Annotated in this window: 19 protein-coding genes; 10 read left to right on the plus strand and 9 right to left on the minus strand. The window is 59.6% G+C overall.

Going from position 1 to position 23,544, the window contains the following annotated elements:
• The first annotated feature begins 23 nt into the window (after window positions 1-23).
• The 6 genes from ACQRBT_RS09655 (at window position 24) to ACQRBT_RS09680 (ending at window position 7,983) form a co-directional block, all read left to right on the plus strand.
• Window positions 24-1,013 carry a phosphate ABC transporter substrate-binding protein PstS gene (locus ACQRBT_RS09655; protein WP_060756644.1) on the plus strand — a complete coding sequence of 330 codons (990 nt, stop codon included), beginning with the start codon at window positions 24-26 and terminating at the stop codon, window positions 1,011-1,013.
• 429 nt (window positions 1,014-1,442) lie between these two features.
• Window positions 1,443-3,476: an ABC transporter permease subunit gene (locus tag ACQRBT_RS09660; protein WP_412046265.1), complete on the plus strand. Its 2,034-nt coding sequence runs from the start codon at window positions 1,443-1,445 to the stop codon at window positions 3,474-3,476.
• A gap of 15 nt (window positions 3,477-3,491) precedes the next feature.
• A complete protein-coding gene (pstA, locus tag ACQRBT_RS09665) occupies window positions 3,492-5,162 on the plus strand; it encodes a phosphate ABC transporter permease PstA (protein ID WP_060756646.1) in 1,671 nt (556 codons plus the stop codon).
• 77 nt (window positions 5,163-5,239) lie between these two features.
• Window positions 5,240-6,073 carry a phosphate ABC transporter ATP-binding protein PstB gene (gene pstB / locus ACQRBT_RS09670; RefSeq protein ID WP_060756647.1) on the plus strand — a complete coding sequence of 278 codons (834 nt, stop codon included), beginning with the start codon at window positions 5,240-5,242 and terminating at the stop codon, window positions 6,071-6,073.
• A 71-nt stretch (window positions 6,074-6,144) separates the two neighbouring features.
• Window positions 6,145-6,906, plus strand: coding sequence for a phosphate signaling complex protein PhoU (gene phoU / locus ACQRBT_RS09675; RefSeq protein WP_060756648.1), 762 nt, complete (start codon window positions 6,145-6,147; stop codon window positions 6,904-6,906).
• Between the two features lie 168 nt (window positions 6,907-7,074).
• Window positions 7,075-7,983 (plus strand): response regulator, encoded by a 909-nt coding sequence (locus tag ACQRBT_RS09680; RefSeq protein ID WP_090367918.1) that lies wholly within the window; start codon window positions 7,075-7,077, stop codon window positions 7,981-7,983.
• A gap of 70 nt (window positions 7,984-8,053) precedes the next feature.
• Here the strand turns inward: ACQRBT_RS09680 and ACQRBT_RS09685 are convergent, their stop codons facing one another.
• From ACQRBT_RS09685 to phoB, 3 genes are all read right to left on the minus strand, one after another.
• Window positions 8,054-9,394, minus strand: coding sequence for a hemolysin family protein (locus tag ACQRBT_RS09685; RefSeq protein ID WP_060756650.1), 1,341 nt, complete (start codon window positions 9,392-9,394; stop codon window positions 8,054-8,056).
• Between the two features lie 270 nt (window positions 9,395-9,664).
• The gene (phoR, locus tag ACQRBT_RS09690; RefSeq protein WP_218580481.1) at window positions 9,665-10,951 is read right to left on the minus strand and encodes a phosphate regulon sensor histidine kinase PhoR; all 1,287 of its coding nucleotides are present in this window, start codon (window positions 10,949-10,951) and stop codon (window positions 9,665-9,667) included.
• An 80-nt stretch (window positions 10,952-11,031) separates the two neighbouring features.
• Window positions 11,032-11,721, minus strand: coding sequence for a phosphate regulon transcriptional regulator PhoB (phoB, locus tag ACQRBT_RS09695; RefSeq protein WP_003176964.1), 690 nt, complete (start codon window positions 11,719-11,721; stop codon window positions 11,032-11,034).
• A 153-nt stretch (window positions 11,722-11,874) separates the two neighbouring features.
• On the opposite strand from phoB, the gene ACQRBT_RS09700 reads away from it, so the two are divergent.
• Window positions 11,875-12,255: a COG4315 family predicted lipoprotein gene (locus ACQRBT_RS09700; protein ID WP_412046224.1), complete on the plus strand. Its 381-nt coding sequence runs from the start codon at window positions 11,875-11,877 to the stop codon at window positions 12,253-12,255.
• A 32-nt stretch (window positions 12,256-12,287) separates the two neighbouring features.
• Here the strand turns inward: ACQRBT_RS09700 and ubiA are convergent, their stop codons facing one another.
• Together ubiA and ACQRBT_RS09710 are read right to left on the minus strand one after the other, a co-directional pair.
• Window positions 12,288-13,178, minus strand: a complete 891-nt coding sequence (ubiA, locus tag ACQRBT_RS09705; RefSeq protein ID WP_060756653.1) for a 4-hydroxybenzoate octaprenyltransferase — start codon at window positions 13,176-13,178, stop codon at window positions 12,288-12,290.
• A complete protein-coding gene (locus tag ACQRBT_RS09710; protein WP_060756654.1) occupies window positions 13,178-13,741 on the minus strand; it encodes a chorismate--pyruvate lyase family protein in 564 nt (187 codons plus the stop codon). Before ACQRBT_RS09710 ends, ubiA begins: the two co-directional genes overlap by 1 nt.
• A gap of 195 nt (window positions 13,742-13,936) precedes the next feature.
• On the opposite strand from ACQRBT_RS09710, the gene ACQRBT_RS09715 reads away from it, so the two are divergent.
• The 3 genes from ACQRBT_RS09715 (at window position 13,937) to ACQRBT_RS09725 (ending at window position 15,757) form a co-directional block, all read left to right on the plus strand.
• Window positions 13,937-14,104, plus strand: a complete 168-nt coding sequence (locus tag ACQRBT_RS09715; RefSeq protein ID WP_060756655.1) for a rubredoxin — start codon at window positions 13,937-13,939, stop codon at window positions 14,102-14,104.
• Window positions 14,105-14,141: 37 nt separating this feature from the next.
• On the plus strand, window positions 14,142-15,290 hold the full coding sequence (locus ACQRBT_RS09720) for an NAD(P)/FAD-dependent oxidoreductase (RefSeq protein ID WP_161548587.1): 1,149 nt from the start codon (window positions 14,142-14,144) through the stop codon (window positions 15,288-15,290).
• 191 nt (window positions 15,291-15,481) lie between these two features.
• The gene (locus tag ACQRBT_RS09725) at window positions 15,482-15,757 is read left to right on the plus strand and encodes an HU family DNA-binding protein (protein ID WP_003213368.1); all 276 of its coding nucleotides are present in this window, start codon (window positions 15,482-15,484) and stop codon (window positions 15,755-15,757) included.
• 403 nt (window positions 15,758-16,160) lie between these two features.
• On the opposite strand, the gene ACQRBT_RS09730 is transcribed toward ACQRBT_RS09725, so the two are convergent.
• From ACQRBT_RS09730 to ACQRBT_RS09745, 4 genes are read right to left on the minus strand one after another with little or no spacing between them, the layout of a single operon-like run.
• Entirely contained in the window at window positions 16,161-16,730 is a 570-nt protein-coding gene (locus tag ACQRBT_RS09730; protein WP_060756657.1) for an imm11 family protein, read from the minus strand.
• A gap of 1 nt (window position 16,731) precedes the next feature.
• Entirely contained in the window at window positions 16,732-21,117 is a 4,386-nt protein-coding gene (locus tag ACQRBT_RS09735; RefSeq protein WP_412046223.1) for an RHS repeat-associated core domain-containing protein, read from the minus strand.
• Between the two features lie 12 nt (window positions 21,118-21,129).
• Complete coding sequence (locus ACQRBT_RS09740; protein ID WP_010207557.1) at window positions 21,130-21,564, minus strand: DcrB-related protein; 435 nt, start codon at window positions 21,562-21,564, stop codon at window positions 21,130-21,132.
• A 15-nt stretch (window positions 21,565-21,579) separates the two neighbouring features.
• On the minus strand, window positions 21,580-23,520 hold the full coding sequence (locus ACQRBT_RS09745) for a type VI secretion system Vgr family protein (RefSeq protein WP_412046222.1): 1,941 nt from the start codon (window positions 23,518-23,520) through the stop codon (window positions 21,580-21,582).
• Window positions 23,521-23,544 lie beyond the last annotated feature (24 nt).

A 23,544-nucleotide genomic window follows, 5' to 3' on the forward strand; every position in this document is an offset into this window, starting at 1 on the left:
TCCCTATCTGCTAGGAGCAAGGCATGAAACTGAAACGTTTGATGGCGGCAATGACTTTTGTCGCTGCTGGCGTTGCGACCGCCAACGCGGTGGCCGCTGGTGTTGATCCGGCAATTCCGGCGTACGTCAAGACCACTGGTGTGTCGGGCAACTTGTCCAGCGTCGGTTCCGATACCTTGGCCAACCTGATGACCCTGTGGGCCGAGGGTTACAAAAAGGAATACCCGAACGTCAACATCCAGATTCAAGCCGCCGGCTCCGCCACTGCGCCACCTGCGCTGACTGAAGGCACCTCCAACCTGGGCCCGATGAGCCGCAAGATGAAGGACACCGAACTGGCTGCCTTCGAGCAGAAGTACGGCTACAAGCCAACCGCTATCCCGGTTGCCGTGGATGCCCTGGCGGTCTTCGTACACAAGGACAACCCGATCCAGCACCTGACCATGGAACAGGTCGACGCGATCTTCTCCTCGACTCGTCTGTGCGGCGCTAAAGCCGACGTGAAAACCTGGGGTGACCTGGGCGTGACCGGCGACCTGGCCAACAAGCCAGTGCAACTGTTCGGTCGTAACTCGGTATCCGGCACTTACGGCTACTTCAAAGAAGAAGCCCTGTGCAAAGGCGACTACAAGCCAAACGTGAACGAACAACCAGGCTCGGCTTCGGTCGTGCAGTCGATCAGCTCCTCGCTGAACGGCATCGGTTACTCGGGCATCGGCTACAAGACTGCAAGCGTGAAGACTGTTGCCCTGGCCAAGAAAGGCAGCACCGACTTCATCGAAGACAGCGAAGAAAACGCCCTGAACGGCAAATACCCGCTGTCGCGCTTCCTCTACGTCTACGTCAACAAAGCCCCGAACAAGCCTCTGGCACCGCTGGAAGCTGAGTTCGTGAAGCTTGTGTTGTCCAAGCAAGGCCAGGAAGTTGTCGTCAAGGACGGCTACATCCCACTGCCAGCCAAAGTTGCCGCCAAGGCCCTGGCTGACCTGGGCCTGAAAGAAGGCGCCAAGTAAGCCTTCGGTAAAGCCGCCTTGAACCGGGTTCGCTCCACGGTTCAAGGCCCAGGCGGGGTCGGTAAGACCTGGACCTCGCCTCTTAATTTCTGATCCGCTGCAAGCCCTGCTAGCGGCGGATTTCTTGCGTCACTGCATTGTCATCTTTCTGTCATACAGGATCGCTAGGGTGTGCGCATGAATGATCTGGCCAATTCCACCATGACGACGACTTCTCCCCCCAAGCGCATTGATTTCAATACGCCTGAACTGCAACGCAAGCGCCGCCTTCGCGCGCTCAAGGATCGCCTGACCCGTTGGTACGTACTGGTCGGCGGCCTCGCCGTCCTCGGCGCCATTACCCTGATTTTCTTCTTCCTTGCCTACGTTGTCGCGCCGCTGTTCCAAGGGGCTTCGCTGACCAAGGAAGATGCGTTGACGCCTGCATGGATGCAGGACGCCGGCAAGCCGCTGATGATCGCCATCGAAGAACAGAACCAAGTTGCCATGCGGGTTTCCGACAAGGGCCAGGCGCTGTTCTTTGATGTACAGACCGGCGCCGAGCTCAAGCGTATCGACCTGCCGCTGCCGGCCGGCAGCCAAGTGGTGTCTATCGGTCGAGACCAGCCAGGCAGCCCGTTGGTGATCCTCGGCTTGTCCAATGGCCAGGCCCTCGTCTTCCGCCACACCTATAAGGTGTCTTACCCGGACGGCAAGAAAACTATCAACCCAGCCGTGGAATACCCCTACGGTGAAACGCCGATTGTCCTCGACGATCAAGGCCGCCCGCTGGAGCACGTCGCTCTCAACGCTACCGACTCTTCGCTGGTGGTGGCCGGTTCCGCCGGTTCGTATTTGAACGCGCTGGGCCTGAGCCGCGAAGAAAACATGATGACCGGCGAAGTGACCAGCGAGCAGAAGCGCATCGAGCTGCCGCAAATGACTGAGCCGGTGAAGGCGATCTTCATCGACCCGCGCCAGCAATGGTTGTATGTGGTCAACGGCCGTGCCCTGGCCGACGTGTTCAGCCTGCGCGACAAGAGCCTCAATGGGCGCTATAAGCTGCTCGAAGACGGCACCGCCGAAATCACCGCCAGTACGCAATTGGTCGGTGGCATCTCGCTGATCGTCGGTGACTCGAAGGGCGGCCTGGCCCAGTGGTTCATGGCCCGCGACCCGGATGGCGAACAGCGCCTGAAACAGATCCGCACCTTCCAGATGGGCACTGCGCCGATCGTGGAAATCACTGCTGAAGAGCGTCGCAAAGGCTTCACCGCCCTCGACGCCTCCGGCAAGTTCGGCGTGTTCCACAGCACCGCGCACCGCACCCTGCTGGTGGACCCGGTGGTGGATGGGCAAGGCCTGTTCGGCCTGTCGCCGCGCGCCAATCAAGTGATCGTCGAAGCCGGCGGCAAGCTGCAGCCGCTGTTGCTGGACAACCCGCACCCGGAAGTGTCGTGGAGCGCGTTGTGGAGCAAAGTCTGGTACGAAAACTACGACGAGCCTAAATACGTCTGGCAATCGACCGCCGCCAACACCGACTTCGAACCCAAGATGAGCCTGGCTCCGTTGACGTTCGGCACGCTGAAAGCCGCGTTCTACGCCATGTTGCTGGCCGCACCCCTGGCGGTTGCCGCAGCGATCTACACCGCTTACTTCATGGCCCCGAGCCTGCGCCGCAAGGTCAAGCCGGTGATCGAATTGATGGAAGCGATGCCGACGGTGATCCTCGGCTTCTTCGCCGGCCTGTTCCTGGCACCGTATGTCGAAGGGCATCTGCCGGGGATTTTCAGCCTGCTGATGCTGCTGCCGATTGGCATCCTGGTTGCCGGTTTCATCTTCAGCCGCTTGCCTGAGTCGCTGCGCCTGCGGGTGCCGGATGGCTGGGAAAGCGCGATCCTGATCCCGGTGATCCTGTTCGTGGGCTGGCTCTCGCTGTATATGAGCCCATACTTGGAGACCTGGTTCTTCGGCGGCGACATGCGCATGTGGATCTCCCACGACCTGGGCATCACCTATGACCAGCGCAACGCCCTGGTCGTCGGCCTGGCCATGGGTTTTGCAGTGATCCCGAACATCTACTCCATCGCCGAAGATGCCGTATTCAGCGTGCCGCGCGGCCTGACCCTGGGCTCACTGGCCCTGGGCGCCACACCGTGGCAGACCATGACCCGCGTGGTCATCCTGACCGCAAGCCCGGGTATCTTCTCGGCGCTGATGATCGGCATGGGCCGTGCCGTCGGCGAGACCATGATCGTACTGATGGCCACTGGTAACACTCCGGTGATGGAAATGAACCTGTTCGAAGGCCTGCGCACCCTGGCAGCCAACGTCGCGGTGGAAATGCCGGAATCGGAAGTAGGCGGCAGCCACTACCGCGTGCTGTTCCTCTCGGCGCTGGTGCTACTGCTGTTCACCTTCATCATGAACACCCTCGCCGAGCTGATCCGTCAGCGTCTGCGCAAGAAATACTCGTCGCTTTAAGAAAGGTAGAAGTCTGTGAAACAGAACTCCCTGAATGGATGGTTCAAGAGCGGCGCCCCCGGCGTCTGGATCAGCGGTGGCGCGGTGTCCATCGCGGTCATCATGACCATTGGCTTGCTGGCCGTGATTGCGGTGCGCGGCCTGGGTCATTTCTGGCCGGCTGACCTGATCCAGGCCAACTACAGCGTGCCCGGCCAGGAAAACCACATCGTCATCGGCGAAGTGGTGCAGAAGGAAGAAGTGCCCCGCGAGCGCCTGAAAAGCGCCGGCTTGCCGGTGCCTGACCAGGGCCCGGAATTCATGACCCGCGAGCTGATCAAGGTCGGCAACCGTGACCTGAACGGCAACGATTTCACCTGGATCGTCGGCGAGTGGTTGAAAGACCAGACCAAACCGGTCGAGCTGATGGCCATCGAGCGTCGTGAGTGGGGCAACTTCTACGGCACCCTGATCAACGTCAAACAGGATGGCAAGGTTGTCGCCGAAGGCGAGGCTGCGTGGCCTGAGCTGCAAGCCCGTGTCGAGCGCGTCAACAAGCTGGCTGCCCAGCTCAAGACCCTGGAGAAATCCGATATCGGCGCGATCAACGCCGGGTTGGAGCGCATCCGCCTGCACGGTCGCAAGCTGGAGCTGGAAGGCAAGCTCGACGCCACGGCCCAGGCCGATATGGAAGCGGGCCGTGCCGAGCTGAATAATCGCTATAAAGAGGTCGAAGCACGCCTGGCAGACCTGCACACCCAGTTCAACCGCGACAGCCTGACGGCTCGCGACGCCAACGGCAAGGAAGTGGAAATCGGCATTGGTAAAGTGGTACACGCCTACCAGCCGAACGCCATGGGTACCCTGACCAAGATCGGTTTCTACTTCAGCAAGGTCTGGGAATTCCTCAGCGACGACCCACGGGAAGCCAACACCGAAGGCGGGATTTTCCCGGCGATCTTCGGCACCGTGATGATGACCCTGATCATGGCGATGATCGTGACGCCGTTCGGTGTACTGGCGGCGGTTTACCTGCGTGAGTACGCCAAGCAGAACACTCTGACTCGCGTGATCCGCATCGCCGTGAACAACCTGGCGGGCGTCCCGGCCATCGTTTACGGCGTGTTCGGTCTCGGTTTCTTTGTGTACGTCCTGGGTGGCTCGGTCGACCGTCTGTTCTTCGCCGAAGCCCTGCCGGCCCCGACCTTCGGTACGCCGGGCCTGCTGTGGGCCTCGCTGACCCTGGCGCTGCTGGCCGTGCCGGTGGTGATCGTAGCCACCGAAGAAGGCTTGGCGCGGATCCCCCGCACCGTGCGTGAAGGTTCCCTGGCACTGGGCGCGACCAAGGCGGAAACGCTGTGGAAGATCGTGCTGCCGATGGCTAGCCCGGCGATGATGACCGGCATGATTCTCGCCGTGGCCCGTGCCGCTGGTGAGGTGGCTCCGCTGATGCTGGTGGGTGTGGTGAAACTGGCACCGTCGCTGCCGCTGGACGGCAACTACCCGTACCTGCACCTGGACCAGAAGATCATGCACCTGGGCTTCCATATCTATGACGTCGGCTTCCAGAGCCCCAACGTCGAGGCCGCGCGGCCACTGGTGTACGCCACGGCCCTGCTGCTGGTGCTGGTGATCGCCACGCTCAACCTGTCGGCAGTGTGGATTCGTAACCACCTGCGCGAAAAATACAAAGCACTGGATAGCTGATCCGAATTGACGCGGACTCAATGTGGGGGCGAGCAAGCCGCTTCCACACAACGAATTGGTAGCACAGGGAGCATCCCATGCAACACGAAACCCACACCCACGGCATCAACATGTCGGCCCTGGGTCGCGACAAACAGAGCCTGAGCCTGGCCCAGGAAACCGTGGCCATCGAAGTACCGGGCCTGAGCCTGTACTACGGCGAGAAACAGGCGCTGTTCGACGTCAGCATGAACATCCCCAAGCAACGCGTGACGGCTTTTATCGGCCCGTCCGGCTGCGGCAAGTCCACGCTGCTGCGTACGTTCAACCGCATGAACGACCTGGTGGACGGTTGCCGTGTGGACGGCGCCATCAACCTTTACGGCAGCAACATCTATCGTAAGGGCGAAGATGTGGCCGAGTTGCGTCGCCGCGTGGGCATGGTGTTCCAGAAGCCGAACCCGTTCCCCAAGACCATCTACGAAAACGTGGTCTACGGCCTGCGCATTCAGGGCATCAACAAAAAGCGCATCCTCGACGAAGCGGTGGAGTGGGCCTTGAAAGGCGCTGCGCTGTGGGATGAGGTCAAAGACCGCCTGCACGACTCGGCACTCGGCCTGTCCGGCGGCCAGCAGCAGCGTCTGGTGATCGCCCGTACCATCGCCGTGGAGCCGGAAGTGTTGCTGCTCGACGAACCTTGCTCGGCGCTCGACCCGATCTCGACCTTGAAGGTCGAAGAGCTGATCTACGAGCTCAAGTCCAAGTTCACCATCGTTATCGTGACTCACAACATGCAACAGGCGGCGCGGGTTTCCGACTACACCGCGTTCATGTACATGGGCAAGCTGGTGGAATTCGGCGACACCGATACGCTGTTCACCAATCCGGCGAAGAAGCAGACCGAAGACTACATCACCGGTCGCTACGGCTAGTATCCGGTGGTTTCGATTGCACTGAATGCTGCGGCTCTCCGCACCTTACCGGACGTTCCAAGGACGCCAACATGATTAGCAAAGAAGGTCTTACCCATCACATCTCCGCGCAGTTCAACGCCGAGCTTGAGGAAGTGCGCAGCCACCTCCTGGCGATGGGCGGGTTGGTGGAGAAGCAAGTCAACGACGCCGTCACCGCGCTGATCGAGGCCGACTCGGGCCTGGCCCAGCAAGTGCGCGAGATCGATGAACAGATCAACCAGATGGAACGCAATATCGACGAAGAATGCCTACGGATCCTGGCGCGTCGCCAGCCGGCGGCATCCGACCTGCGTTTGATCATCAGCATTTCCAAGTCGGTGATTGACCTGGAGCGCATCGGAGACGAATCCACCAAGATCGCCCGTCGTGCCATTCAATTGTGTGAAGAAGGCGAAGCGCCGCGCGGTTACGTGGAAGTGCGCCATATCGGCGACCAGGTGCGCAACATGGTGCGCGATGCGCTCGACGCGTTTGCCCGCTTCGACGCCGAGTTGGCGTTGTCGGTGGCCCAGTACGACAAGGTCATCGACCGCGAGTACAAGACGGCGCTGCGCGAGCTGGCCACTTACATGATGGAAGATCCACGCTCTATCTCGCGGGTCTTGAACATCATTTGGGTGCTACGCTCCCTGGAGCGTATCGGCGACCACGCGCGCAATATCTCGGAACTGGTGATTTACCTGGTTCGCGGCACCGACGTGCGGCACATGGGCCTCAAGCGCATGAAAGCCGAAGTTGAAGGGACCGTTGATCAAAACCCTAATGTTCCCGGCGAACCTGACGATAAATAAGGTTGCCCGAGAAATTAACGCCCGGCCTTTGGTCGGGCGTTTTTGTTTGTGGCTACAATTTTTCTTGCACAGCAGGAGCAATAAAGTTCTTCTGTGACCCGCGAGTTTTGGCAAAATGCTATCAGTCAGGCGTTTTGCGTGCCGAAGTTTCTATAGGATGAAGGGTCGATGAGTAAAGTCAGTGTATTGGTGGTGGACGACGCCTCGTTTATCCGCGACTTGGTGAAGAAGTGCCTGCGTAACTACTTCCCCGGGATCAAGATCGAAGACGCGGTAAACGGTAAAAAGGCGCAATCCGTCCTGATGCGCGAGAGCTTCGACCTGGTGCTGTGCGACTGGGAAATGCCCGAGATGTCCGGTCTGGAGCTGCTGACCTGGTGCCGTGAGCAAGCGCACCTCAAGGCCATGCCGTTCGTGATGGTGACCAGCCGTGGCGACAAGGAGAACGTGGTTCAGGCGATCCAGGCAGGCGTTTCCGGCTACGTCAGCAAGCCCTTCACCAACGAACAGTTGTTGAACAAGGTCAAACAGGCTTTGCACAAGGTCGGCCGTCTCGACGCCTTGGTCGCCAGTGCGCCGACCAAGGTGAACTCGGCTTTTGGCAACGACTCCCTGAGCGCCCTGACCGGTGGCAAGCCTGAGGCCGTGCGCGCAGCCCCTGTCGCGGCGGCTGCGCCCGCGCCAAATAAGGGCTTGCTCAACAGCCCTCCGGTACAGGCGCCGTCAGCAGCGCCGACCGGTAACCGCGGCCAAGGCCAGCTGCGACTGTCCAGCGGCAGCCAGCAATGTGTGATCAAGGCGCTGAGCATCAAGGAAGCGCTGCTGGTGGTGCGTCGCGGCGAAATCCTGCCTCAGGTACTGGAAAGTGCGGTACTCGACCTTGAGCAAGGCGAAAACGCCGAAGTCGCCCGCTTGAACGGCTACCTGCACGCTATCGTCGCCTACGAGCCCAAGCCCGACAGCGACTGGCTGCAACTGACCTTCCGGTTTATCGACCAGGATGCGCAGAAACTCGACTACATCTCGCGCCTGATCGCACGGGGTACGGCACAGAAGCACTTCGTCCCGGGTGCGTGATTGTAGTGAGCGGGCTTGCCCCCCAGCGCGGGGCAAGCCCGCTCACTACAGGGTTTCTGGTGTGCAGGGGTTAATCCAGCAGCAGGACCTTGGCCAATACGATCTTCGGCCCCTTCATCTTCTTGATGATGATCCGCAAGCCTTCCACTTCCAGCACTTCTTCCTCTTCGGGCACCCGTTTCAGGGTGTCGTAGATTAGGCCGGCCAGGGTTTCGGCTTCGATGTGGTCCAGGTCCACACCCAGCAGGCGTTCCACCTTGAACAGCGGGGTATCGCCGCGCACCAGCAGTTTGCCGGGCTGATAGGCGAGAATGCCGCGTTCAGCCTTGCGGTGTTCGTCCTGGATATCGCCCACCAGCACTTCGAGCACGTCTTCCATGGTCAGGTAGCCGATGACTTTACCGTCGGCTTCTTCCACCAGGGCAAAGTGTGCGGCGCCTTTGCGGAACTGCTCCAGCAACTGCGACAGCGGCATGTGCCGCGACACACGTTCCAGCGGCCGGGTCAGTTCGGCCAGGTTGAACGACTCGGGGATGTGGTCCAGGGCCGCCAACTCCAGCAGCAGGTCCTTGATGTGCAGCAGGCCGACAAATTCGTTGCGTACCGCGTCGTACACCGGGTAGCGGCTGAATTTGTGGCGGCGGAACAGCGCGAGGATTTCCTTGAGCGGGGCATTGAAGTCCAGGGTGACCATGTCTTCCCGGGAGTTGGCCCAGTCCACCACTTCCAGCTCGCCCATTTCCACGGCGGAGGCCAGTACCCGCATGCCTTGGTCGCTCGGGTCCTGGCCACGGCTGGAGTGCAGGATCAGCTTGAGTTCTTCGCGGCTGTAATGGTGCTCATGATGCGGGCCGGGCTCACCTTGGCCTGCAATGCGCAGGATGGCGTTGGCGCTGGCGTTGAGCAGGTAGATCGCCGGGTACATCGCCCAGTAGAACAGGTACAGCGGCACCGCCGTCCACAGCGACAGCAGCTCCGGTTTACGGATGGCCCAGGATTTGGGGGCCAGTTCGCCGACCACGATGTGCAGGTAGGAAATCACGAAGAAGGCGGCAAAGAACGATACGCCCTTGATCACCTCTGGCGATTGCACGCCTACGGCTTCCAGCAACGGCTCTAGGATATGTGCAAAGGCGGGCTCACCCACCCAGCCCAGGCCCAGGGAGGCGAGGGTGATACCCAGCTGGCAGGCCGACAGGTAAGCGTCGAGCTGGCTGTGCACGGTGCGCAGGATCTGCCCGCGCCAGCCGTTCTGGTGGGCGATGGCCTCGACCCGGGTGGCGCGCAGTTTGACCATGGCAAACTCCGCCGCAACGAAGAAGCCGTTGAGCAGTACCAGGATCAGTGCGAAAAGAATCATGCCGAAGTCGGCGAAGAGTGTAGCGAGGGTGATACCAGGGGAAGGGTCCATGATGGGGTTTTGCAGGTTCCGTGTGTTCAATAAGGGGTGGCAGGTGGGCCGCAAAGGCGCGTGCAAGTCGGCCAATGTAGCGGCTGGCGGGGCGCTTGCCTAGTGCCCACTGCCGGGTGGAGCCTGGAATGGCGCCTTCGAAACAGCACAATTGCAACTGTGGGAGGGGGCTTGCTCCCGATAGCCGTGAGTCAGTCGGTACATCTGAGGCTGATACACCGCTATCGGGAGCAAGCCCCCTCTCACATTGAGATTGGTGTCGGGTTTGAGTTATTCGTCATTTCCGACGAGCCGCGAGTGGGTCACCTGCGCTGGCGGGAAGTGGCAGGTGAAGGTGCTGCCATGCCCCAGCACACTGCTGATTTCCAGTCGTGCGCGGTGGCGCAGCAGCACATGTTTGACGATCGCCAGGCCCAGCCCGGTGCCGCCCGTGTTGGAGTTGCGGCTGGAGTCGACACGGTAGAAACGTTCGGTCAGGCGCGGCAGGTGCTTGGCGTCGATGCCGATGCCGGAGTCCTGCACGCTCAAATGTGCGCCGTGTTCGTCGGCCCACCAGCGAATACGGATATTGCCCCCGTCCGGGGTGTACTTGACGGCGTTGAACACCAGGTTGGAGAACGCACTGCGCAATTCGCCTTCGCTGCCTTTGAGCAGCACCAGCGGGTCGGCTTCCAGGGTGATTTGCTGGCCGCGCTCGCCGGACAGGGCCTGGGCATCATTCTTGATGGTCTTCAGCAGGCTTTGCACGGTGACCGGGTGGTTGTCCGACGGATAATCGGTCGCCTCAAGCTTGGCCAGCAACAGCAGGTCGTTGAGCAGGGTCTGCATGCGTGAACCTTGCTGCTGCATCTGCTGCAGGGCACGGTTCCAGCGTGGGTTGATCTCGTCGACATTGTCCAGCAACGTCTCCAGATAACCGCAGATCACCGTCAACGGCGTGCGCAGCTCATGGGAAACGTTAGCGACGAAGTCTTTGCGCATCTGTTCCAGCTGGTGGATGCGTGTCACGTCGCGCACCAGCATCAGGTGTTCGTTGTTGCCGTAGCGGGTCAAGTACAGCTGGATGCGCACGCGATCATTGGTGGGCGAGGGGATTTCCAGCGCCTCTTCGTAATTGTCCTGCTCAAAGTATTCCTTGAAGCGTGGATGACGCACCAGGTTGGTCACCGGCTGGCCGCTGTCCTGAGGCGTCTTGAGGCCCAGCAGGGTCTCGGCGGCGCGGTTCCACCACTCCAGGTTGCCATCGCTGTCGAGCATGATCACCGCGTCCTTGAGCGCGGCGGTGGATTCCTGCACCCGGTCGATCACCGCTTGCAGGCGCCCACGGACCCGTTGGTCGCGGCGTTGCAGGTGGTAGATGCTGTCGAACACCTCGCCCCACAGGCCATAGCCGTCGGGTGGTGCTTCATCGGGTTTGTGTTGGCGCAGCCATTCATGCAGGCGTAGCAGTTGTTTGAGGGTCCAGCCCAGGTACAAGGCCAGGCCGACGGCCAGGCTCCAGCCGTAATAGCCGCTGATCAGGCCTACCAGCAGGCAGCCGGTGATCAGCAAAAGCATGTGGCGGATCAGGGTGCCATGCCAGTTCTGGTTCACTTAAACATGCGTCCTTGTCAGCTGTTCAGGAAATTCGGCGCGGCTCAACCTTTGGTGGAAAACCGGTAGCCAGTGCCGCGCACGGTTTGTACCAGATTCTCGTAGGCATCGCCCAAGGCTTTGCGCAGGCGGCGGATATGCACGTCGACGGTACGTTCTTCCACATACACATTGCCGCCCCATACCTGGTCCAGCAATTGCCCACGGGTGTAGGCGCGTTCCTGGTGGGTCATGAAAAACTGCAGCAGGCGGTACTCGGTCGGGCCCATTTCGGCAGGCTTGCCGTCAATGGTCACGCGGTGGCTGATCGGGTCCAGCAGCAGGCCGCCGACTTCAATCGGGGCTTCGCCATCGGTCGGGCCGGCTCGGCGCAGTACGGCCTTCAGGCGCGCGACCAGTTCCCGTGGGGAAAAGGGTTTGGTGATGTAGTCATCAGCGCCTACTTCCAGGCCCTGGATCTTGTTGTCTTCTTCGCCCTTGGCGGTGAGCATGATGATCGGGATATCCCCGGTCAATTCATCCCGCTTGAGGCGGCGGGCCAGCTCGATGCCGGAGGTGCCGGGCAGCATCCAGTCCAGCAGGATCAGGTCTGGCTTGCGGTCGACGATAATGGCATGGGCCTGCTGGGAATTCTCCGCCTCCAGGCAGTCATAGCCGGCCATTTCCAACGCAACGGCGATCATCTCTCGGATGGGCGCTTCGTCGTCGACGATCAGAATGCTCCTGCCAACCATGCCTAAATCCTCTTGTCATTTAACTGTCTTGCGCCGCATTAGATAACGGAATTATTGCAGTCGTGTGACAGTAATTTAGTCGCTTGGGCAATTTGCGTCGCTCTGGGCTACGCTTTGGGACCGAATCCTGACAACCACAAAAGGAAGGTTCCGATGACTCAAAGTACGTTTTCCTGGAAGGCCCTGCTGGTCACGGCGGCGTTGACGCTGCCGACGCTGGCATTCGCAATGGACCCGGCGATGACCAAGGATGGGGTCTTGGTGGATCACAAGGGGATGACGCTGTACACCTTTGCCAAGGATGCAGACGGTAAATCCCTGTGCAATGACAAATGCGCCGCCAACTGGCCGCCATTGATGGCTGAGTCCACCGACAAGCCTATGGGCAAGTGGACTGTGATCACCCGTGATGATCAAAAGAGCCAATGGGCCTATGCCGGCAAACCCCTCTACACCTTTGTGATGGACAAGAAGGCTGGAGACATGACCGGAGAAGGCAAAATGGACGGGGCCTGGAAGGTTGCCAAGCCTTAAACCTACCGACTAAAGGTGAGGGGCCTGGCCCCTCATCGAAACCCATAGTCGGCCACAATCCCGACAAATATCGCCAACCCGGCCCAGTGGTTGTGCAGGAACGCCTTGAAGCACTTCATCCGGTCCCTGTCGCGGGTGTACCAGAACTCCCACGCAAAACAGCCCGCCGCCGCCAGCAAGCCCAGATGGAACCAGCCCCCCAACTCGAACCTGGCGCCTGCCAGCAACAGGCAAGCCAGCGACAGGCCCTGCAATGTGAGGATGATCACGCGGTCGGCATCTCCAAACAGGATGGCCGTGGACTTCACGCCAATCTTCAAGTCATCGTCGCGGTCGGTCATGGCGTAGTAAGTGTCGTAACCCACCGTCCACAGCAGGTTGGCGATGTACAGCAGCCATGCAGCGGCGGGCAGGTGGCCGGTCTCGGCGGTGAACGCCATCGGCATACCCCAGGAAAACGCCGCGCCCAGCACCACTTGCGGGTAATAGGTGTAGCGCTTCATGAACGGATAGCTGACCGCCAGTGCCAGGCCGCCCAGCGACAACCAGATGGTTGTAGCGTTGGTCAGCAGCACCAGCAGGAAGCTGATCAGCATCAGGACCGCAAAGAACACCAGGGCTTCTTTTGAACTGATCTTGCCGCTGGCCAACGGACGTTGCGCGGTGCGCTTCACATGGCCGTCGACCTTGCGGTCCGCCCAGTCATTGATGACGCAACCGGCAGCGCGAGTCAGGGTCACGCCAAGCACAAAAATCACGATGTTGGCCAGGGACGGCGAGCCCTTGCCGGCGATCCACAATGCCCACAGCGTCGGCCACAGCAGCAGGTAAATGCCGATGGGCTTGTCCATACGGGTCAATTGAATGAAATCCCAGGCCCTGGGGTTCAGGCGGTTCAAGGATTTGAGCAGACGTTGGTACATCAGCAGTTCTCCGGATGGTCATGCAGCGCATGCCAGAAGCTGGGCAGGAAGACTTCCGCGACCAGCACGCTCAAAGGTCCGCGATCGAAGCGCGAGCGGCGGCCCCAAAGGCCATCGGCCTGATCCGCAGTCGGCAGCCACTGGCTGGGGTAGTGGCACACCTCAATGGCCTGGCGGACGAAAGCGTGGTCGCAGAACAGTAATTCCCCCAGCGAGCGGCTGCCCAGCTCATCCATATGCAGGCCGTCGCCTTGCAGGGCACTGCGCGCCGCCACGCTACGGGCGAACACCCACGGCTGACCATGACCGCGCAGATACACCTCGCGCACCCAGCCGACAGTAGCGGCAGGCAAGCCCAGCGCCACACATTCATCATCACGCAATGGCTGCCAGCCCTCGAACAACGGCGTCACGCTGAAACCGTCGTTGGACAGCCACGTCAGCCGCCGCGTCAGCGAATCTTCATTGAACAGCCAGTTGAGGGTCAGGGGCGCGGGTACTGGGCTCAGAAGGCTCTGGGGCAGCCATTGGCAAGCATCGGAAGGGGCGATTGAGTGCGGCACGGTGGGTCAGTATTGGCAGCAAAAGAGGCGGCGAGCTTACCATGGCGTCCTGCACTTTTGCCGGGGTGAACCGGCCCCATGCGTCGATCATGCTTGCATCTGCCGGCCCCGATCAGTACAAAACGCCCTGAGCCGCACGGCAACGTGGGTCTATCGACCGTCGGCCAAGATGCCTGGACCCTGAGGAAGCAAGTGATGAAGAAGTGGCAATGTATAGTTTGCGGCCTGATTTATGATGAAAAAGACGGTTGGCCGGATGACGGAATTGTGCCGGGTACCCGTTGGGAAGATGTCCCGGAAGACTGGCTGTGCCCGGACTGTGGCGTAGGCAAAATGGATTTCGAAATGATCGAGATCGGTTAATTCTCAGTTTCAAGAAACCTACTGCAAGGAGAAGGGAATGAACGCACCTGTCGTGATCATCGGCACAGGATTGGCCGGTTACAACGTGGCCCGGGAGTTTCGCAAGCTCGACAGCGAGACCCCATTGCTGCTGATCACTGCGGATGACGGGCGCTCCTACTCCAAGCCCATGCTCTCCACCGGCTTTGGCAAGAACAAGGAAGCCGATGGCCTGAGCATGGCTGAACCCGGCGCCATGGCCGAGCAACTCAAGGCCGAGGTGCGTACCCACACCCGCGTCAGCGGCATCGATCCGGGCCACCGGCGGCTGTGGATCGGCGAGGAAGCGGTAGCGTATCGCGACTTGATCCTGGCCTGGGGCGCAGAGACGGTGCGGGTGCCGGTAGAAGGCGATGCGGCTGAGCTGATTTTCCCGATCAACGACCTTGAAGACTACGCACGCTTTCGCGCCGCAGCCGCCGGCAAGCGCCGTGTGTTGCTGTTGGGCGCCGGTCTGATCGGCTGCGAATTCGCCAATGACCTGATCCTCGGCGGCTATGAAATCGACCTGGTGGCGCCGTGTGAACAAGTCATGCCGACCCTGTTGCACCCGGCGGCGGCCGCAGCGGTGCAGGCTGGGCTGGAAGGTCTCGGCGCACGCTTCCACCTGGGCCCGGTGCTCAACCGCTTGCAGCGCACGGCAGATGGCCTGCAGGCTCATCTGTCGGACGGGGAAGTGATTCACTGCGACCTGGTGGTTTCGGCCGTCGGCCTGCGCCCGCGTGTCGACCTGGCCGCCGCCGCCGGCTTGCAGACCAACCGCGGGATCATGGTCGATCGCTATCTCAAGACCTCTCACGCCAACATCTACGCCCTGGGCGACTGCGCCGAGGTCGATGGGCTGAACCTGCTGTACGTGATGCCGTTGATGAGCTGCGCCCGCGCCCTGGCCCAGACCCTGGCCGGTAACGCCACCGCTGTCAGCTACGGGCCGATGCCGATCACCGTGAAAACCCCGATCTGTCCGTTGGTGGTGTCACCTCCGCCAAGGGGCACGGAAGGCGTGTGGAACGTTGAAGGCCAGGGTGCCGACATCAAGGCATTGTGCCGCGACGCCGACGGCCGCCTGCTGGGTTACGCGCTGACCGGCAGCGCCGTCATGGAAAAACTGGCCCTCAATAAAGAGCTTCCGCCGTTGTTGGCGTAAATAGCGGTCGTTCTGTCGGAATCAGCACGTTCCTACCCTCAGAAAGGTCGTCGCGAGGCTGGCGGAGCGTGCGAGGGCATGCCATCCTCACTCCCGTCTGCCGCAGAGTAGAGCCTGCGGCGCCTTGGGCGCTGCTCCGTAAGAGAGCAGCACGGACATAACAACAAAAAACCGTCAAAGAGGCTTCACATATGCGTAAACCAGAACTCGCAGCCGCCATCGCTGAAAAAGCGGATCTCACCAAAGAACAGGCCAACCGCGTCCTCAACGCCGTTCTCGAAGAAATCACCGGCGCCCTGCACCGCAAGGACAGCGTCACCCTGGTTGGTTTCGGCACCTTCCTGCAACGCCACCGCGGCGCCCGCACCGGCAAAAATCCACAGACCGGCGAGCCGGTGAAAATCAAGGCGAGCAACACCGTTGCGTTCAAGCCGGGCAAGTCGCTCAAAGACAGCGTCAACCCGTAATCGCGAGGCCGTCTGAAGGGAGGCGGGTTGGTAAGAAAATGGGCACGTCGACTGGGTCGGGTGCCCATTTTTTGTGTGACTGACGACTGACTCGGCTTCAGATCAGCCTCATCCGTAGAAGTAATCCATAAACGTCCGAAGTTTTCTTCAATCGGTAGAGAGTGACGTTCGTCGTAAGAAATTTCACGAGTTTGCTGAAATCTCATCGTTATTGTTGGAGATGTCAAAATTTAGTTTTCAAATTGTTATCAAGCGCGGTTGTGTTGTTTCATCAATGAAAGTCTATTTTTCGAATCAATAAATAGGGGGCGGATTTATTTAAGTTAATTGAATAAATAGTCCCCTTCAGTGCAGGCTTTGCTTTTATGCCTTTTTTGAGGTGTGACTAAGTCTTCTGTTCTGCTCAGACTTGAATACCTTTGGAGCAGTCTATGAATCGAAGCCCCTTAAGCTGGGCCGCTTCGCACTGTTGCTTGAAGTGCTGGGAAACAAAAATGCGTTGTGAACTTTCCTTGGCCCTTACGATATGGTGATTGCCTAAGGTAGCAGGTGGCAGACTTTGAAGGGTGGTGAATTTCAGCGGGCCATCAGGCATAAAGCTGAACATGGGACCATGCTGAGAGTTATCCAAATCAATACAAGGTAGTGTCTGGATCACATTGAATACATAGTAAGCGTCCAGCTTTTCTTCTTTCAGGTAAACATTAGCAGGAAAAAGCTGGACGTCTTTGGGGAATTCACGCAATACGTTGGCCATTGCCTCGCTTACGAATTCAAGCGTGTCACTTTGAAGGAGGTCGAAAGACAATAAACGAGGTTTGCTGATTTTTTTATTGTTTCTAAAGGTCGGGGTAGTGGGGATTAATGATTGTTCTTCTCCACTAATAAATAATAGGTGGTCAGGAGAGGTTTTCTGGTCATATTTGAACCAGTAAATTTCCGAGTAGTTTTCACTGATTTCTAATAGGTACATATTATTTCCCGCAGCGACCTGCTTGAGTTGAATTTTTATTCAGTCGGGTACGCCCATTGCGTAATCCTGACCTTTGAGAGCTGACAACCTCCCGCACCGCTTGCGCGTACTGAGCTTTTTTCCATTTTCCGGCCTTGCCAGCAATGGATATTTCATTGAGTTGTGCGCGAACAGCTTTGTTGTAACCCGGATGCGAGCCTTTGTGAATAGTTCGATATTCGTGCTTGCCCGCTTCACTAGGTAAGTAAATGATGTTGGAAGTTTTGTGTATTTCGAATCCGGCTTTTTTCAGAGCAGGATGATCAGCCAGCGATTGAGGAATAATATGGTGTTTCTGGAATCCATCGATTCCAGGCATATTTTTGTAGTTCCAATTAAACAGTCCCCATGGATCAACCCAAGTAATTGGATTTGGCGCGTATTGGTATAGGTTGATGCCGCCCAGTAAGCTAATCGGGTCTGGCGTCGTGAATCTCCCTATCTCGGGATCGTAGAAACGTAGAGTGTTGTAATGCAGCCCCGTCTCCCGATCCAGATACTGCCCCTGAAACCGCAGGTTCTGCTCTTCGATGTAATACGGCTCACGCACTTCCTCAACGGTATTGCCCCACACCTGATACGTAGCGCGCCAGACGTTATGCCCGTCGGCCTCGGTCAGTTGCTCGGGCAATCCGTTCAGGTCGTTGTGGTAATAGCGAATCTTCTGCAACGGACCCACACCGTCGACGCGGGCAATAGGTTCATAGCCATCATCTTCGTAAACATAGACGCTGGTCTGGCTGTGTTTATGCTCCTGCAACAATCGCAGGCCGTTCCATGTGAACCGAGACTCGCCCAGTGGATATCCATCACTGCCATGCTCAGTTTTTCCGATGCGTCGGCCCAGTGGATCGTAGGTCATTCGCACTACGCTGCCGTCGTCGTTACGCACTTCAACCAACCGACTTTCGGCGTCATACGCAAATCGCTGCACACCTCGTTTGGCACTGCGTTTTTCAATCGTGCGGCCAAAGGCGTCGTAGCGATAACGCTTGTCCTGATAAGTCAGCAGCTTGTTATGCACCACCAACCCGGCACCCGCCTGCGGGCCGTCCAGCAGGTTGGCGGCGGCGTCGTAAGCGAAGGTTTCACGTTGGCCGTGCAGGCTGTCCTGGCTGGCGATGATGCGGCCGGTGGCGTCGTAGTGCAGCAGTTGGCGATGTTGCGCGGCGGGTTGTTGGTCGAGTTTGCCGATCAGGTTGTCGGCGGGGTCGTACTCGAACTGCTTTTGCGCCGCTGCCGGCATCAATGAGGGTTGGCTGGCGAGACGGCGTTGGCGTGAACGCAGGCGGCCGCTGCGGTCGTATTCGCTGCGGGTACTGAGCTGGCCTTGGGTACGCAGCACTTCGCGGTGCAGGCGGTCGCGTTCGAAGTCGCTGATGACCTGGCCGTCGAGGTTGATCTGGTGCAGGTGGCCGCTGCCGTAGTACAGGCGGTTGAGCCAGCGGCCATCCGGCAACTGAGTCTGGATCAGGTTGCCCAGTTCGTCGTAGTGGTGTTGCAGGGCACCTGCAGCGCTGTGTTCAGCAGTCAACTGGCCAAGGGCGTCGTAGGCGAAGCCCAGCGCCTGGGCATTGCCTTGCAGGTCGGTGAAGATTACAGCGGTGAGCTGATCCACCGCGTCGTAGCTGTAATCGGTGCGACCATCGTCGGTGGTTTTGGCCACCAGTCGACCGACCGCATCGCGTTCCAGTTGATGCACGATAGGATCGGGTGGCGTGTCGGGTACCAACGCCAGGCCATTGCCGTAAGGCGCGGGTACAGCTGTCACCGTCGTGATGTTATCCAACGCATCGTAGTCGTAGCGCTTGGCGCTGCCATCGAGGTCTTGCTGCTCGACCAAACGGTCGCCGGCATCCCACGCGAAGCGATAACGCTCGCCGTTCTCGTTGATCAACGCTTGCAGCCGCCCATAACTGTCATAGTCGAACTGCACCTGCCGGCCATGGGCGTCGGTGCGCTGGCGTACTTGCCCGCGACGGTTGTGCTGATACAGCGTGGTGTGCCCGGCCGGGTCGGTGTAACCGACCAGTTGCCCACTTGCATCGCGTTGGTACTGCTCGGTACGGCCGTCCGGCAATTGAGTGGTGAGCAACCGCCCCTGGGCGTCGTAGCTGAATTGAGTGCGCTCACCGAGCGCATCGATAATGACCTGCAGATAACCGCGCTCGTCGTAGCTGAACCGCGTCGGATAACCCGAACAATCAATATGCTCGACCAGTTGTCCGAACGGGTTCCAGCGCAGCTTTTTGCTTTTGCCGGTGGCGTCGATGATTTCCACGACCTGTCCGTGGGCGTCGTATCGGTAGCGAGTGATGTTGCCCAGTGGGTCGGTCTCGGCGATACAGTTACCGCGCGGATCGTAGCGGTACTGCCAACTGTTGTCGGCGGCATCGGTCTCCACCAGCGGCAACGCCCAGTGTTCCAGCCACAGGGTCGAGTCGCTGCGGCCCAATGGGTCGGTTTCGCCGATCAGGTTGCCGGCCTCATCGTAGCTGTATTCGAAGCACCCACCCTGAGGGTCAGTGGCGCTGAGCAACTGGCGTTCATCATTCCACTCGAACAGCCAGGTGTGGTTGAGGTTGTCGCTGTACAGAATGATCTGGTGTTGACTGTTCCAGTGCCGGGTACTGACGCGTTGTAAGCCATCGGTGATGCGGGTGATACCGGCCTGCAAGTCATAGTCGAACTGGTAAGCGTCGCCCTCATCGGTCCAATGTCGCACCACACGCCATTCCAGATCTTCACCCAAAGCCCACTCATAGAAGCAGCGCAATCCGGTGGGCAGTTGATGTTCCACCATTCGGCGGCCACTGTCGTAAGCGAAACGCCGCTGAACCTGGCCGGTGGCACCACGCACTTCGGCGAGGTTTCCCTGCGCGTCGAAGTTATAGCTGACGAGCGTTTCGCGGCGCTGATCGGGGTATAGGCGTTCGATCCGTACCAGGAAGCCTTGATCGCGGATCAACTCAACCTGCACCAGATCGAACGTATCGCGCAGCCTTACCAGATGGCCGGCTTCGTCGTAGTCGACATGGATGCGGTTGTCATTGCGGTCGCCGAGTTGGCTAAGACGCAGTAATGATAGGTTGGCAGAGGGTTCAAATAAGCGATACAGCCCATCATCGCTTTCGATCAACAACTGCCCGTTGAGGTGGCGTCGCACCGCGAGCCCTTCACCGGCACTGAACACTGCACCGCCTAAAGGAATGGAGCCCATGTCGATGGACCGACCTTGCTCATCGGTATAAATCAGCGTCTCACCGCCCTCCGGATGGGGCCGGATCTCGACGCACACTTCATAAGTCACGCTCCAGCCTTTCCCGAACAGTGTGCCAGGGCGTTCATCGCGGCTGTTGTAGAAGCGCTGCCAGTCGATTGGCAGAATGCCGGGCAGTACGAAGTCCAGCTCCTCGACGTCGCCCAGCACCTTCGCGCCTGTCGCCGCATGCACCGGGTTCGACGAGCCCATCGCCGCGTTGGCCAGCGCGCCCATCGCACTGCTGACGGCCATCGAGGTCGCCCCACCAATCAACATGCACGGCAACTTGCTGAAGAACTTGCCCTTGCCGCCCTTGAGCATCAGCAGCGCCGTCACCGCCAGCCCGACGCCCGGGGTCTTGCCGCTGCGAATTTCACGCACCACTACCGAGCCGCCGCCAATGGTGACATTGGAGGAAATCAGCCCCGATGACACCACTGTCGCATCGCAGGTACTACGGTCACCACTGCGCACCGCCGGTTGACCGTTGACCGTGACCTTTTCCGAGCCCTCGGCCAGAAACTGTGGCGGCATCGGCGGATGCTTCATGCACACGACCATGTCCAACGGCTTGGGCACGGCGCCCGGCGCGGGCGTCGCGACCGTAGGGCGCCACATCTGCGAGAAGAAACTCTCGGCCATATCCAGGTAACTGGGGTCGGGTTCAGGCTTGGTTTCTTCCAGCTCGGTGCCAGCCGGCGCGACATGGGAGCTGATCGCCCCGGCGGCGCGGGCAGCGGGGATATTGTTGGTGAGGGTGTTGGTGGACCCGGTGAGAATGTTTGCCTGTACCGTGGGCGGAAACAATGCGTTGCTAAAGGCATCGCATAACTTCGTCAGGCCCTTATCGGCCCCACTCTTGCTCATGGCAAGGCCGACAATCGTGCCTACTACCGCACCCAGCAGGAAGCAGCCGAGCCCGCCGGTGACCACGGTAATACCGGTGGCGGCCACCACGGCAGCGGTCGCCACAGCGGTGATCGCGATATTGGCCGCCACTTCCAGCACACCGCCAAGGATGTCCGCCATCATCGAAGTGTGGGACAGCGCATCGCCCATCCGGGCCGCCCATAACGCGTCAGACATTCAAGTTGCTCATCAGGAAATAGCGTCGAACGACAGCGAGTTTTTGATCAATGCCCAATGCGCCGCTTCGGCATCCCCTAGCTTGTCGGCCTTCACGTAACTCAAGGCGAGCATCTTGCGCGTACCCGGCAGCACCAGCGCCAGTTGATACTGGAACACCTTGTCATTGCCCTTGTTGAACTGGCTGCGCAACTCGATCCCTTCCACCTCTTGCGCTGCGCCCAGGCGCACGTCAACACCCGGTTGATAGCGCAAGTCCTGTACCTGTTTTTCCAGGCGCTGGAGTTGGTCATTGAAATTGCTGTGCAAGGTTTCACCCTCGGCCAGCAGGCTACGGCTGACGATCAGGGAGGTCCCCAATTCAGGGAACTTGAGGATATTGATAGTCGCGTCCTGCAACTCACTGGCAGGCAGTTGAAACTGGAATTCGTTGATGCGGTACGTCATGGCAAACAGGTCTCGTCAGGAGCTTTTAGGCGTGGGGAACGCGGCTTTGATATTGGCGTCGATGCTGGTTTTAACTCCCTGGCCATCAGGCGTCGCCCCGGCGCCGCCGCCGTTGTTCAGGTGCAGTACGCCGCCGGTGTTGAACTCGGCATCGCCGCTGGCATAGAAGCTGATCTGCACGCCGGTGAGGTTGATCTGCCCGCTGGCGTTCAATTCCAGGATGCTTTCACCGCAGACCAGGCGCAGGTTTTCGCCCACTTCGATGACGTAGCTCTGGCTGATGCTGTCGGTCTTGCGCTGGCCGACCGAGAGGATGTCCTCTTGCTTGACGATGCGAAGGCGGTTATTGCCGATGGTCACCGTCTCGTTATGGCCGATGCTCTTATTCCGGTCATGCCCCACCGAATGGCTCTCATCCACCTCCACCACGATGTCTTGGTTACGCTCGGCATGGATATACAACTGCTCCAGCCCCTTCTTGTCTTCCATGCGGATTTCATTGAAGTTGGCCGGCGTGCCGCCCTTGCTCGAACGACTCTTCATGCCGCTCTGTGTGGCATTTTCCGGCAGGTCGTAGGGCACCGTCTGCTCGGCGTTGTAGACCCTTCCGGTGATGATTGGCCGGTCGGGGTCGCCCTCCAGAAAGCTCACAATCACTTCCTGGCCGATCCGTGGAATCTGCATCGAGCCCCAGTTCTTGCCTGCCCAGGACTGTGACACACGAATCCAGCACGAGCTGTTTTCGTTGGATTGGTCATGACGGTCCCAGTAGAAGTGCACCTTCACGCGGCCGTACTGGTCGGTCCAGATCTCCTCGCCTTTAGGGCCGACCACCAGTGCGGTCTGCGGGCCTTTGACGATGGGCCGATGGGTGTTGGCCATTGGGCGGAAACTTTGCTGGGCGTCGATGCAGGTCAGGCTGCTTTCGAACTGCGCCGAGCCTGAACCGCCGCCGCTTTCCAGACTTTCCTGATTGATGTAATAGCGGCAACCGACGATCAGGTATTCACGGTTCTGGTCCTGGCGGCTGAAGCCGGTGAGGCTGAACAGGTGGCCCGAACCCAGGCCCCGCGCATTGCCGGCAAACTCGATCTGCTCGTGCAGGGTTTGCAGGGCTTCGATGCGGGTGCGTGCATAGTGTTCGCCGTCTTCGCTTTGCACGTAGGTGCCGGGGTAGTCGTACAGGGGGTAGTCGCCGGCGGTGTGCGGACGTGGCATCGCCGAGCGCACGTCGATACGGGCGCTGGGGCGCTGGAAGTCGTAGTCGTTGAGTTCCAGCGAGCCCGGCTGCACTTCCTGCGCCAGATGCCAGTTGTGCATATGGTCGCGTTCGCGCTGTTGTTCGTCCTTGGGGTAATACGGCACCGAGGCGTAGCCGGGCACCGTGGTGTGGGCGCCATAGGCGTCGGCCAAGACCAGCACATGGCGGTCCTGCTCGTGGCGGAAGAAGTAGTAGATACCTTCCTGTTCCATCAAGCGGCTGACGAAATCGAAGCTGGTCTCGCGGTACTGCACGCAGTATTCCCACTCGCGATACGGCCGGCTCAGGGCATCCTCGAAGTCGGAAAAACCCAGGTCGCGAAACACCTGCTTGATGATCTGCGGGATGCTCAGGTTCTGGAAAATCCGGCAGTCCGACGTACGGCTGAGCAGCCACAGCCACGGGCGCAGCGTCACCTGGTAACTGGCGAACTGGCCTTGGTCGATGTTCTGGCTGCAACGGGCAACGATGCCGTGGAAGTGTCGTTCGCCACCATCGGCCAGTTGCAGGCCCACGCTCATCGGTTTGCCGAGCAACTGGTTAAGGTCGATGTTGGCGTCCAGCGACGTCAGTTGCAGCTCGTAGTTGAACAGCCTGCCCAGCTCTTCGCCGCCGCCCATTTCATTGAGCAGCAGCACATCCGGCCCGAGCGGGCTGGTGATCTTGGCCAGGCGTGAGGCTTGGTTAAAAAGCATCGGTAGTCCCGTAAATACCTTGAT

It is taken from the genome of Pseudomonas sp. R19M (genome assembly GCF_050312585.1).
Lineage (GTDB): Bacteria > Pseudomonadota > Gammaproteobacteria > Pseudomonadales > Pseudomonadaceae > Aquipseudomonas > Aquipseudomonas palleroniana.

Bases quoted from the DNA above. Each gene is read 5' to 3' on its own strand.
- ACQRBT_RS09655 (WP_060756644.1), top strand. From the start codon at position 24: ATGAAACTGAAACGTTTGATGGCGGCAATGACTTTTGTCGCTGCTGGC.
- ACQRBT_RS09660 (WP_412046265.1), top strand. From the start codon at position 1,443: ATGCAGGACGCCGGCAAGCCGCTGATGATCGCCATCGAAGAACAGAAC.
- pstB (WP_060756647.1), top strand. From the start codon at position 5,240: ATGCAACACGAAACCCACACCCACGGCATCAACATGTCGGCCCTGGGT.
- phoU (WP_060756648.1), top strand. From the start codon at position 6,145: ATGATTAGCAAAGAAGGTCTTACCCATCACATCTCCGCGCAGTTCAAC.
- ACQRBT_RS09680 (WP_090367918.1), top strand. From the start codon at position 7,075: ATGAGTAAAGTCAGTGTATTGGTGGTGGACGACGCCTCGTTTATCCGC.
- ACQRBT_RS09685 (WP_060756650.1), bottom strand. From the start codon at position 9,394: ATGGACCCTTCCCCTGGTATCACCCTCGCTACACTCTTCGCCGACTTC.
- phoR (WP_218580481.1), bottom strand. From the start codon at position 10,951: ATGCTTTTGCTGATCACCGGCTGCCTGCTGGTAGGCCTGATCAGCGGC.
- phoB (WP_003176964.1), bottom strand. From the start codon at position 11,721: ATGGTTGGCAGGAGCATTCTGATCGTCGACGACGAAGCGCCCATCCGA.
- ACQRBT_RS09700 (WP_412046224.1), top strand. From the start codon at position 11,875: ATGACTCAAAGTACGTTTTCCTGGAAGGCCCTGCTGGTCACGGCGGCG.
- ubiA (WP_060756653.1), bottom strand. From the start codon at position 13,178: ATGTACCAACGTCTGCTCAAATCCTTGAACCGCCTGAACCCCAGGGCC.
- ACQRBT_RS09715 (WP_060756655.1), top strand. From the start codon at position 13,937: ATGAAGAAGTGGCAATGTATAGTTTGCGGCCTGATTTATGATGAAAAA.
- ACQRBT_RS09720 (WP_161548587.1), top strand. From the start codon at position 14,142: ATGAACGCACCTGTCGTGATCATCGGCACAGGATTGGCCGGTTACAAC.
- ACQRBT_RS09725 (WP_003213368.1), top strand. From the start codon at position 15,482: ATGCGTAAACCAGAACTCGCAGCCGCCATCGCTGAAAAAGCGGATCTC.
- ACQRBT_RS09730 (WP_060756657.1), bottom strand. From the start codon at position 16,730: ATGTACCTATTAGAAATCAGTGAAAACTACTCGGAAATTTACTGGTTC.
- ACQRBT_RS09735 (WP_412046223.1), bottom strand. From the start codon at position 21,117: ATGTCTGACGCGTTATGGGCGGCCCGGATGGGCGATGCGCTGTCCCAC.
- ACQRBT_RS09740 (WP_010207557.1), bottom strand. From the start codon at position 21,564: ATGACGTACCGCATCAACGAATTCCAGTTTCAACTGCCTGCCAGTGAG.
- ACQRBT_RS09745 (WP_412046222.1), bottom strand. From the start codon at position 23,520: ATGCTTTTTAACCAAGCCTCACGCCTGGCCAAGATCACCAGCCCGCTC.